This is a genomic window from Sulfitobacter sp. G5_S2_6_S6 (genome assembly GCF_054968505.1).
The window spans coordinates 814,032-824,158 of sequence record NZ_JBQKUI010000001.1; the positions used below are offsets into that span (position 1 = coordinate 814,032).

The following is a 10,127-nucleotide window of genomic DNA, read 5'->3' on the forward strand; positions in this document are numbered from 1 at the left end:
AGGCTACGTCGAACATCTTAACGCATTCATACCAATCGTATGAGCGGCCTTTACCTCTCCCGGCTGACGCTGTCGCATTTTCGCTCGCATAAACGTGCGGTGATCGATTGCGACGCGCGGCCTGTGTCTATTTTCGGGCCCAATGGCGCGGGAAAGACCAATATTCTGGAAGCCGTGTCTTTGTTGTCCCCCGGCCGCGGCCTGCGCCGGTCAAGCGCGTCGGATATGACGCGCCGGCCAGAGGCGCTTGGCTGGAAGATCACCGCACATCTGCACAGTCTGGGCCAGATCCACGAGGTCGAGATCTGGTCAGAGGCGGGGGCCGCGCGGCAAGTTCGGATTGACGGCAAGGCGACGGCGCAGACCGGATTAGGGCGCATTGCGCGGGTGCTGTGGCTGATCCCGTCGATGGACCGTCTGTGGATCGAAGGCGCCGAAGGTCGCCGCCGTTTTCTTGACCGCATGACGCTCAGCTTTCTGCCTGACCATGCAGATCAGTCGCTTGCCTATGAAAAGGCCATGCGCGAACGCAACCGCCTGCTGAAGGATATGGTGCGCGAACCGTCGTGGTATGTCGCGCTGGAACAGCAAATGGCCGAGGCCGGAAGCGCGATCCACGCCAACCGTGTTGCCGCCTTGCAAGCCATCACCGAGGCGCAGGCGCAGGCCGAGACCGCCTTTCCCACCGCGACGCTTGATCTGATCTGCGACATGCCCACCACCGCCGAGGGGCTGCGTCAGGCGCTCGCCGATAACCGGATGCGGGATCTTTCAGCGGGGCGGACCCTGATCGGGCCGCATCGCGCCGATCTTGAAGGGGTCTATGCCGCCAAGGACGTGCCCGCACGTGATTGTTCAACCGGAGAGCAGAAGGCCCTGCTGGTGTCGCTGATCCTTGCGAACGCCCGCGCATTGGCCGCGGATTTCGGCGCGCCGCCCCTGCTGTTGCTGGACGAGGTCGCCGCCCATTTAGACGCCAACCGTCGCGCCGCGCTCTATGACGAACTGTCCGCCCTTGGTGCCCAAGCCTGGATGACCGGCACCGGAGAAGAGCTGTTCGACACGCTCGGCCCCCGCGCACAACGGCTTGAGGTGACAGAGACCCTCGGCCTTTCAACTGCAAGGATGCTTCCATGACCATCGCCCTGCCCGATCTGCTGCTGTACTGCGGCGCGCTCGTGATCCTGTTTCTGACCCCGGGTCCTGTATGGCTTGCCATCATGGCACGCGCGCTGTCGGGCGGGTTTGGCGCGGCTTGGCCGCTCGCCCTTGGGGTGGCGATCGGAGATATGCTCTGGCCGCTGGTGGCGGTGCTTGGCATCAGCTGGATCCTGTCGGTGTTTGATATGTTCATGCTGGGCATGCGCTGGATCGCCTGTGCCGTGTTCCTGATCATGGGCGTGTTGCTGATCCGCCATGCCGACGCCAAGATCGACCGTGACAACCGTCTGACCCGCCCCGGCGCGTGGGCCGGTTTCGGTGCCGGGTTGCTGGCCATTCTGGGCAACCCCAAGGCCGTTCTGTTCTATATCGGTGTGCTGCCGGGCTTCTTTGATCTGCGCCATGTCACCGCCTTGGACGTGGGCGCGATCATCGCCGCATCCGTCGCGATCCCGCTGTTCGGGAACCTTGCGATCGCCGCTTTAGTGGGCAAATTGCGCGGCCTGATGACCGACCCGGCGACCCTGAAACGCATCAACATCGTGGCCGGTGCGCTGCTGATCTGCGTAGGTTTGCTCATCCCCTTCGTCTAACGCAAAATCTTGTGTCAGGCGCGTGACAATCGTGGCGGAAAACACTATAAATTGGGTAACAAAAGAAGGTTTCCCAATATGTCCGACACCGATCAGCTCCCCGAGGAATATGGCGCAGATTCCATTAAGGTTCTCAAAGGCTTAGAAGCGGTTCGCAAACGTCCGGGCATGTATATCGGTGACACCGATGACGGGTCGGGTCTGCACCACATGGTCTATGAGGTCGTGGACAACGGTATTGACGAGGCGCTGGCCGGTCATGCGGATGCGGTGAACGTCACAATTCACGACGACAGCTCTGTTTCGGTCAGTGACAACGGGCGCGGCATTCCCGTCGGCATCCACCAGGAAGAAGGCGTTTCCGCCGCCGAGGTCATCATGACCCAGTTGCACGCGGGTGGTAAGTTCGACAGCAACTCGTACAAGGTATCCGGCGGTCTCCACGGCGTGGGCGTTTCGGTTGTGAACGCGCTGTCCGATTGGCTGGAACTGCGCATCTGGCGCGAAGGCAAGGAACACGTCGCGCGCTTTGAAGGCGGTTTCACCACCAAACACCTAGAGGTCGTGGGCCCCACCGAACGCACCGGCACCGAAGTCCGGTTCATGGCCTCGACCGAGACATTTTCGAACCTCGACTATAGCTTCGAGACGCTGGAAAAACGTCTGCGCGAACTGGCGTTCCTGAACTCCGGTGTGCGCATCATCCTGACTGATGAACGCCCTGCCGAACCTCTGCGGACCGAGCTTTTCTATGAAGGCGGCGTGAAGGAATTCGTGAAATACCTCGACCGGTCGAAAACCTCTGTCATGCCCGAACCGATTTTCATCTCGGGCGAGAAAGACGATATCGGCGTTGAAGTCGCGATGTGGTGGAACGACAGCTACCATGAAAACGTGCTGCCCTTTACCAACAACATCCCGCAGCGTGACGGCGGCACCCACACCGCGGGCTTCCGCGGGGCGCTGACGCGGACAATCAACAACTACGCGCAATCTTCAGGTATCGCGAAGAAGGAAAAAGTATCCTTCACCGGGGATGACGCCCGCGAAGGCCTGACCTGCGTGCTGTCGGTCAAGGTGCCGGACCCAAAGTTCAGCTCGCAGACCAAGGACAAACTTGTCAGCTCTGAAGTGCGCCCCGCCGTCGAAGGCTTGGTGAACGAAAAGCTGGCCGAATGGTTTGAAGAAAACCCGCAGATTGCCAAGATCGTCGTCGGCAAGATCATCGAAGCCGCCCACGCCCGCGAAGCGGCGCGCAAGGCCCGCGACCTGACCCGCCGCAAGACCGCGATGGATGTGAACTTCCTTGCGGGCAAGCTCAAGGATTGCTCCGAAAAAGACCCGTCCAAAACCGAAGTCTTTCTGGTGGAGGGTGACTCCGCCGGGGGCTCTGCGCAAACGGGCCGTGACCGCCAGACACAGGCGATCTTGCCCCTGAAAGGTAAGATCCTGAACGTCGAACGCGCCCGGTTTGACCGGATGCTGGGCAGTCAGGAAATCGGTAACCTTGTTATGGCGCTCGGCACCGGAATTGGCCGCGATGAATTCAACATCGATAAACTGCGCTACCACAAGATCGTCATCATGACCGATGCGGACGTTGACGGCGCGCACATCCGCACGCTGCTGCTCACGTTCTTCTACCGTCAGATGCCGCAGCTGATCGAGAACGGCCACCTCTATATTGCGCAGCCGCCCTTGTACAAAGTGTCGCGTGGCAAGTCCGAGGTCTACCTCAAGGATCAGGCCGCGATGGAGGACTACCTGATCCAGCAAGGCATTGAAGGCGCTATGCTAAAACAGGGCAATGGCGAGGAAATCACCGGTCAGGATCTGGCCCGCGTCGTCGATCTGGCCCGCCAGATGCGTCGTGTTCTCGAAGCTTTCCCGACCCATTACCCCCGCCATATTCTGGAACAGGCCGCCATCGCCGGTGCCTTTGTGCCGGGCGCGGTTGATGCTGATCTGCAAGGCGTGGCCGACAAGGTCGCAGAGCGCCTGAACCTGATCGCATTGGAATGGGAACGTGGCTGGCAAGGCCGCATCACCCAAGACCACGGCGTCCGCCTCGCCCGCATCCTGCGCGGCGTGGAAGAGGTGCGTACCCTCGACGGTCGTATGCTGCGGTCGGGCGAGGCCAAACGTTCGGGCGGGTTCACAGAGCACCTGCAAGACGTCTACGGCACGCCCGCCAAACTGGTGCGCAAAGACCGTAGCCAGCTGATCCACGGCCCCATGGACCTGCTTGAAGCGATCCTTGCCGAAGGTGAAAAAGGCCTGTCCCTGCAACGCTACAAAGGTCTGGGCGAAATGAACCCCGATCAGCTGTGGGAAACCACGCTCGACCCCGACGCCCGCACCCTGTTGCAGGTTAAGGTCGCGGATATGGCCGAAGCAGACGACCTGTTCACCAAGCTGATGGGCGACGTCGTAGAACCCCGCCGCGAATTCATCCAGCAAAACGCGCTGAGCGTCGAGAACCTGGATTTTTGAGCGTTTGTAGGGAAGCGGGTAAAATTGCGTGGCGCGCATAAGTTTGCGCGTCGCCGATGATGCCAAGCAATATGAAATCATTTTAATTCAATAACTTATTTGATTCATCCAAATACGGAGGGCTTATAGGATCGCGCCAGGCTTGCCGCCTCCCCTTTCAGATCCGAGTGAACATTCCAATTAGCCTTCAATCACTCCATGCTCATTGCCCATGACATTGGACTGGCCCCTTACCCCCGCCCCAATCAGCTCCGCATTTTATGCTTACAACTACATTCGCTTAGGGCAGGCGGCCGCTTACGGCCCTAAACTGACATTCGTTGGGCTGATCATTGCTAGGCTGTTGCTTCCTCAAACCAGCCATCGGTGGCATCGTGCAGCATAATTTGGCAGGATGAGGTCAGCAGTGCGGGCAAACGTTGCATTGCAAGACGGTTACTATGGCCCTTGGCAGAACTTAGCTGCAAGCCACCTGCACGGACTGAACCAATAGCCATGTGACCTGCGAAGGTCGAGCCTTACGCTTGGCCAGCAGCATCCGCACGTTGAGTGCTTCGGTCGCTCACCTAAAACCTTAAACATACAAAAGCAGGAAAAGTTGCTACACCGATATTGATAATGAATATTCATTACCTAAATTGACCATGGCCCGCGGTGAGGATGATAAATGCCAAGACTGAGCAAATCAGAGACCAGAGAAAAACTCCGCGACGCTTTGGTCGCCGAAGTTGTGGAAAACGGGATTTCCTCGTTAAATGTAGCAGGCATCGTTGCGCGGGCAAAGGTCTCCGCAGGCACGATCTACGTCCATTTTGAAAACAAGGATGACATGCTCCGGAAGGTGTACATGGAGCTCAAGGCAGACTTCCACCACACCGTCACCAAACACCAGGTCGAGACCGACAGCGCGCAACTTGTACGAAATATGTGGTTTGCGATGTTCGACTTTGTGCGTATCCGCCCGCAGGACTTCCTGTTTCTCGATTATGTGAGTGCTGCAAAGATACTCTCACCAGAGCAACAAGCCATCACAGACAAATATGCCGCTGATATTGCGGCACTCCTAAAACGCGGGGTGGATGACGGCACTCTGGCCGATCTTGATACCAGTCTGCTTTCGCTTTTGTTGGTCGCTCCCGCCATGCAGCTCGCACGCAGTGCCGTCCTTTTAGGTCAGAAAATCCCCGAAACACTGATCGAACAGACCTTTGAGCGGGTCTGGCTTTCGATCGCAAAATAGCAATCAAAAGGATCAAACCATGCCGAAAGTTATACTCATCACAGGCACATCCACTGGCCTTGGCGTGGCCACCGCCGTTCAGGCTGCACAGGCAGGACACACCGTGTATGCCACCATGCGCAACACACAAAAACGCGGCACACTTGATGCGGCTGCACAGGTTGCGGGGGTATCGCTGAACGTGCTGCAACTCGACGTGCAGGATACGGGCTCTGTCAACGCAGCAGTCGATACCGTTATTGCCGAACAGGGCCACATTGACGTGCTGATCAACAACGCTGGCATGGGGTATGTGCGCAGCCTTGAGCAGGCCGAAGAAACTGATATCCAAAAGATCCTCGACATCAACTACACAGGCGTCACGCGCTGCATCAAGGCGGTCATGCCACACATGCGCAAAGCCCGCGCCGGCCATGTGATCAACATCAGTTCTGTCGGTGGCTTGGTTGGTCAGCCTTTCAACGAAATCTACTGCGGTGCGAAATTTGCTGTCGAAGGCCTGACAGAGGCAATGGCCAGCTACATCACCCCAGCGTTCGGCATCCACTTCACCGCCGTTGAGCCAGGCGGCATAGCTTCTGAGTTCGCCAATACGGTGCTGGAGCAAGTCGAACAGACGGGTGGCATGTTGGAGGACGAATACCTGCCGATCCTTCAAAAATATATTGCAGGTTCTCAAAACCGCCAAGAGACGGGCATTTACCAGACCGCGGATGAGGTCGCTGCGATTGTCATGAAGGTAATGGGTTCAGAACATCCTCCTGTCCGCACGCGGACTTCTGAATGGTCCGAAGACTTCAGCAAACTAAAGACTGGCCTTGATCCGGATGGATTAAAACAACAATCGCTGGTCGCCGAACAGTTCCTGAAATAGTCTAGGCGTTCGGGGCCTCTGCCTTTTTCTGTTTCATAATCAAATCAAACGTCGCTATGAAATTTGGCGACGTTTGCGACGCATATTTGCCTTTTCTACGCTTCGCAGAACCGGCCCAAGTCGGCCTTCTCCGGACATCGGTGCCACCTTACCTTGCCCCAACGCGGCTTCACCGAACCGGTCATTCGTCAAATGGTGCGGAGCATTTGACCAGCTGTGGTGGCCTCAGCAGGTTTTCTGTCAAAAACGCCTGACAATATGTCAACTTAAACAAGATGTCAGGATACCAGACAACACACCACCCACTCTGAGGAGTTCGACCTCGTGTCGAGTTTCCACGGCGGCGCGACACACAATACTCTGCACAGATCCATTTGGTCGGTAAAGTCGAACTGGTACCTCTTTCTGGACACCTATTCTTGCCAATGACGCATCAATTTCCAAAGTGTCTAACGCTGACAAGCCAGCAGATTGCGGGTCAAAATCGTCAGTAATTTGTACAGGCAAAATTCCCATACCGATCAGATTAGTACGGTGGATACGCTCAAAGCTGCGTGCGATAACAGCTCTGACACCCAGAAGCGCAACCCCTTTGGCCGCCCAATCCTGAATAGCCCCTGGTTTCCTAGACACCTTCTTGGTTCACATTGGACTGTCTGTTTTCGAAGTCGACAGCATACCGTTTCTGACATGTTTGCGTTTCGGGTTATAGAACATTTCGATGTAGTCGAAGATGTCCTGTCTGGCCTGCTCGCGGGTTTTATATGTTCGATGCCGGACGCGTTCCCGTTTGAGCGGGTTGAAGAAGCTCTCAGGCAAGTCTTTGTCCGCCATTGGTCCGAGGACAATGGACGCGCGCATTGTCATGGCAATTTCCGCGCCTGCTCATCGAGTGTTCGATATTGTGGGCCCGCAGAAACGCCGCCCAGTCCCTGCTGGTGTATTGGCTGCCTTGATCCGTGTGGATCAGGACGCGTAGCTTAGGTTTGCGTCGCCAGACAGCCATCAGAAGGGCTTGCAGCACGAGGTCTGTTGGTTGCCGCGTTTGTGTCGCCCAGCCGATCACACGTCGTGAGTAGAGGTCGATGATAACCGCCAGATAGAGGAACCCCTCATAGGTTTTGACATAAGTAATATCAGACACCCAGGCGGTGTCTGGCGCTGTCACATCAAACTGCCGGTCTAACGTGTTGTCGACGACGACTGACGGCCTTCCACCATACTTGCCCGGCTTACGTTTGTACCCGATCTCAGCGCGGATCCCGGCCAAACGGGCCAACCTAGTAACACGGTTTGGGCAACTGGTCTCACCCAACTCCACCAGATCGTCATGCAGCTTACGGTATCCGTAGACCTTGCCACTGTCGTTCCAAGCTTCTTCGAGCAGCTTGGTCTGACGCGTATCCTCACGCGCACGGTGGCTTAATGGATTTTTAATCCATGCATAGAACCCGCTGGGATGGATATTGAGGCAACGACACATCCTGCGTACCGGATACTGAGCGCGGTGCTTGGCAATGAACGCGTACTTCACCTTGCATCCTTTGCGAAGTACGCGGCCGCTTTCTAAGAAACAGCCATGTCAGCCTCCAGTGGCAATTCTTGCAAATCATACCCGAATGACTTGGCTCGACGTTTGAGATTGCCAAGCACGCGATTGCGGTATCGTTCTTCATAATGGGACGCACCGGGGTCTTTGTATGTCAAGCCGTATCGGAGGGTATTGTAGAACTGGACGGCAATCTTGCGCGCTGTCGCAGTGATTGCTTTGGCCTTGCCCGCGCGTGCTGCCAGTCGGCGGTAGAAAGCCCCTAGAGCGGTATCGCTGCGCCCGATCGTGACCGCTGCCAATCGCAACAAAGCCGCAGCACGACTTGATGACCGGCGCGTCCGAGATGATAGGACCTTCCCGCCGGAGATCTTGTTCCCCGGTGCCAGGCAGAGCCACGACGTGAAGTGTTTGGCACTTGGCCAGGCGCGCGGGTCAGTGCCGCATTCTCCAACCAGCTTGAGCGACAGGGACGGCCCCATTCCATGGATCTGCGTCAGATCAACGCCGAGGACGTTGAACAACGCTGCTCTGATATCAAACGAAGGGGTGCTGACCTGCCTGGTTTTGGTTCGCGGGTGGGGCAACTCGCCGGGGTCATGTCCGGTGTCCGCGCCCAATGCCGCCAGTGTCGCCTCAAGATGGCGATCACATTCCAGCATCTTGGCCTGATAGAAGTCATAAAGTTCTAACGACTGGGTCAGCTCGAAGATGTGTTCGGGGCGATCATTCCCATTGAGCGCGGCTTTGATTGTCTCTGTTGAAGCCTTGCAACGCACGTCGCGATACGCGGCTAACACGTCCAAATCCCGTTCGCCCGCAACAATCGCACGGATGATCTTCATCCCCGTCACGCCGGTGATATCAGAGACGACATGATGCAGCTGGACGTTCATCTCCATCAGTGCCTTCTGCATGTGCTCCCCTCTCGGGACATCGCTATGCGATACCCTGCCGGTCAATGGATGTGAGCAGCTGCATATTCCACCAACCGTTCGCGCTGGCGCAGATAAGCCCGCAACGTCGCGATCTGTGCAGATGGTCGAAAGCTGCCCCGCAGGAGCCCATATGAATGCAACTGGCGCAGCCAACTTGCGTCGCTGACGTCCGTCTTCCGACCTGGGACGTTCTTGGCGTAGCGGGCGTTGACCAGTATAACCTCGAAGCCATGCTGTTCGAGTATCTCGTAGGCTGGGATCCAATACACGCCCGTGAACTCCATCGCGACGCTGGTCACACCGTGCGATTTGAACCAATAGGCCAAATCATGCAGATCATGCGTGAAAGTTCCAAACGCACGCACGGGTGCATCTGTCACGTCAGGGTTCACTGCAGCCATGTGTTCACGCGAACCGATATCAACAGCGGCAGCGCCAATGTTGACGGTCTCAATGGTAGGGGGCCGTTCGGTCTTTTGCTTTGCCATCATCTGTCCTCCTGTTGGCAACCGAAGGGCGTGGGCTATGCAAATCCGTCATCTTGCCTCAACCGGGATCACTGCAAAACAGCTTCACCACTCGCAAGTTCGCATCAACCCATGGACCACGTTTTTTAACGGGGTTCTGACCCAAGACAGACCACCAATAAGCGAACGGCCGCTGCCCTTCATAGCGCAACATAGCACAGGCTGTTTCTACCCCGCACAAGCGGGCCACAACCCGGATCGGTTTTTTAGGATGTCACGCTCCTCCGTCATCCGCGCCAACTCACGCTTGAGCCTGCGGTTCTCAGCTTCATGGTCAACAGATGATGCCTGTGACGCAGCTTTTGCGTAGAGCTTCATCCATTTGTAGAGCGAATATGTACTGACGCCCAACCGTTCCGAAACCTCGCGAACGGCATACCCCCGCACTGGTATCTGATGGACTGCATCGCGCTTGAAATCTTCACTGAAATTTGGCTTCCCCATAACGGCCTCCTTGCCTCAAAGTTAGGGAAGAAAGCGTCTACAAATCTAGGGGCTATTCTCTGTGCGTCGCTAAATCGTCCGTTCTTCATCGTAAATCTCCTCAGATATCTTGCCGAAAAAATTCTACTTTTGAACACCACTAATTTTAGGGGGGATTACCCTTGGAGAACTTATTGACAGCATTACGATCCATCACGATGCAGAGCGCGGTCATACGGCGCTGCTGGCGGGTAAGTTGTTGAAACTATTGCGCTTTGGGTACATCAAAAAGGCCGCGAGTCTTTCGACTGCGGCCTATTCGCTAAATC

Annotated in this window: 8 protein-coding genes and 2 pseudogenes; 5 read left to right on the forward strand and 5 right to left on the reverse strand. The window is 56.7% G+C overall.

The features are described 5' to 3' along the window. Positions 1–39: 39 nt before the first annotated feature. From recF to ACTRWK_RS04065, 5 genes are all read left to right on the forward strand, one after another. A complete protein-coding gene (gene recF, locus ACTRWK_RS04045; protein WP_037941130.1) occupies positions 40–1,137 on the forward strand; it encodes a DNA replication/repair protein RecF in 1,098 nt (365 codons plus the stop codon). After that, positions 1,134–1,754, forward strand: coding sequence for a LysE family translocator (locus ACTRWK_RS04050; protein ID WP_005850134.1), 621 nt, complete (start codon positions 1,134–1,136; stop codon positions 1,752–1,754). The genes recF and ACTRWK_RS04050 overlap by 4 nt, the downstream gene beginning before the upstream one ends. A gap of 78 nt (positions 1,755–1,832) precedes the next feature. Continuing rightward, positions 1,833–4,247, forward strand: coding sequence for a DNA topoisomerase (ATP-hydrolyzing) subunit B (gene gyrB / locus ACTRWK_RS04055; RefSeq protein ID WP_005850135.1), 2,415 nt, complete (start codon positions 1,833–1,835; stop codon positions 4,245–4,247). A gap of 667 nt (positions 4,248–4,914) precedes the next feature. Continuing rightward, positions 4,915–5,487, forward strand: a complete 573-nt coding sequence (locus ACTRWK_RS04060) for a TetR/AcrR family transcriptional regulator (protein ID WP_289081606.1) — start codon at positions 4,915–4,917, stop codon at positions 5,485–5,487. A 19-nt stretch (positions 5,488–5,506) separates the two neighbouring features. After that, on the forward strand, positions 5,507–6,361 hold the full coding sequence (locus tag ACTRWK_RS04065; protein ID WP_289081605.1) for an SDR family oxidoreductase: 855 nt from the start codon (positions 5,507–5,509) through the stop codon (positions 6,359–6,361). Between the two features lie 261 nt (positions 6,362–6,622). Here the strand turns inward: ACTRWK_RS04065 and ACTRWK_RS04070 are convergent, their stop codons facing one another. The 5 genes and pseudogenes from ACTRWK_RS04070 to ACTRWK_RS04090 form a co-directional block, all read right to left on the reverse strand. Continuing rightward, on the reverse strand, positions 6,623–6,994 hold the full coding sequence (locus ACTRWK_RS04070) for a hypothetical protein (RefSeq protein ID WP_081858721.1): 372 nt from the start codon (positions 6,992–6,994) through the stop codon (positions 6,623–6,625). Between the two features lie 9 nt (positions 6,995–7,003). Then, positions 7,004–7,919 (reverse strand): annotated as a pseudogene (locus tag ACTRWK_RS04075) (IS3 family transposase); the annotation flags it as partial. 8 nt (positions 7,920–7,927) lie between these two features. Continuing rightward, positions 7,928–8,827, reverse strand: coding sequence for a transposase (locus ACTRWK_RS04080; protein WP_462843800.1), 900 nt, complete (start codon positions 8,825–8,827; stop codon positions 7,928–7,930). 41 nt (positions 8,828–8,868) lie between these two features. After that, entirely contained in the window at positions 8,869–9,339 is a 471-nt protein-coding gene (locus tag ACTRWK_RS04085) for an IS110 family transposase (RefSeq protein WP_462843801.1), read from the reverse strand. Between the two features lie 240 nt (positions 9,340–9,579). Then, positions 9,580–9,819, reverse strand: a pseudogene (locus ACTRWK_RS04090) (transposase); the annotation flags it as partial. Positions 9,820–10,127 lie beyond the last annotated feature (308 nt).

Excerpts from the sequence above, each read along its gene's own strand:
- recF (WP_037941130.1), top strand. The coding sequence starts at position 40 with ATGAGCGGCCTTTACCTCTCCCGGCTGACGCTGTCGCATTTTCGCTCG.
- ACTRWK_RS04050 (WP_005850134.1), top strand. The coding sequence starts at position 1,134 with ATGACCATCGCCCTGCCCGATCTGCTGCTGTACTGCGGCGCGCTCGTG.
- gyrB (WP_005850135.1), top strand. The coding sequence starts at position 1,833 with ATGTCCGACACCGATCAGCTCCCCGAGGAATATGGCGCAGATTCCATT.
- ACTRWK_RS04060 (WP_289081606.1), top strand. The coding sequence starts at position 4,915 with ATGCCAAGACTGAGCAAATCAGAGACCAGAGAAAAACTCCGCGACGCT.
- ACTRWK_RS04065 (WP_289081605.1), top strand. The coding sequence starts at position 5,507 with ATGCCGAAAGTTATACTCATCACAGGCACATCCACTGGCCTTGGCGTG.
- ACTRWK_RS04080 (WP_462843800.1), bottom strand. The coding sequence starts at position 8,827 with ATGCAGAAGGCACTGATGGAGATGAACGTCCAGCTGCATCATGTCGTC.
- ACTRWK_RS04085 (WP_462843801.1), bottom strand. The coding sequence starts at position 9,339 with ATGATGGCAAAGCAAAAGACCGAACGGCCCCCTACCATTGAGACCGTC.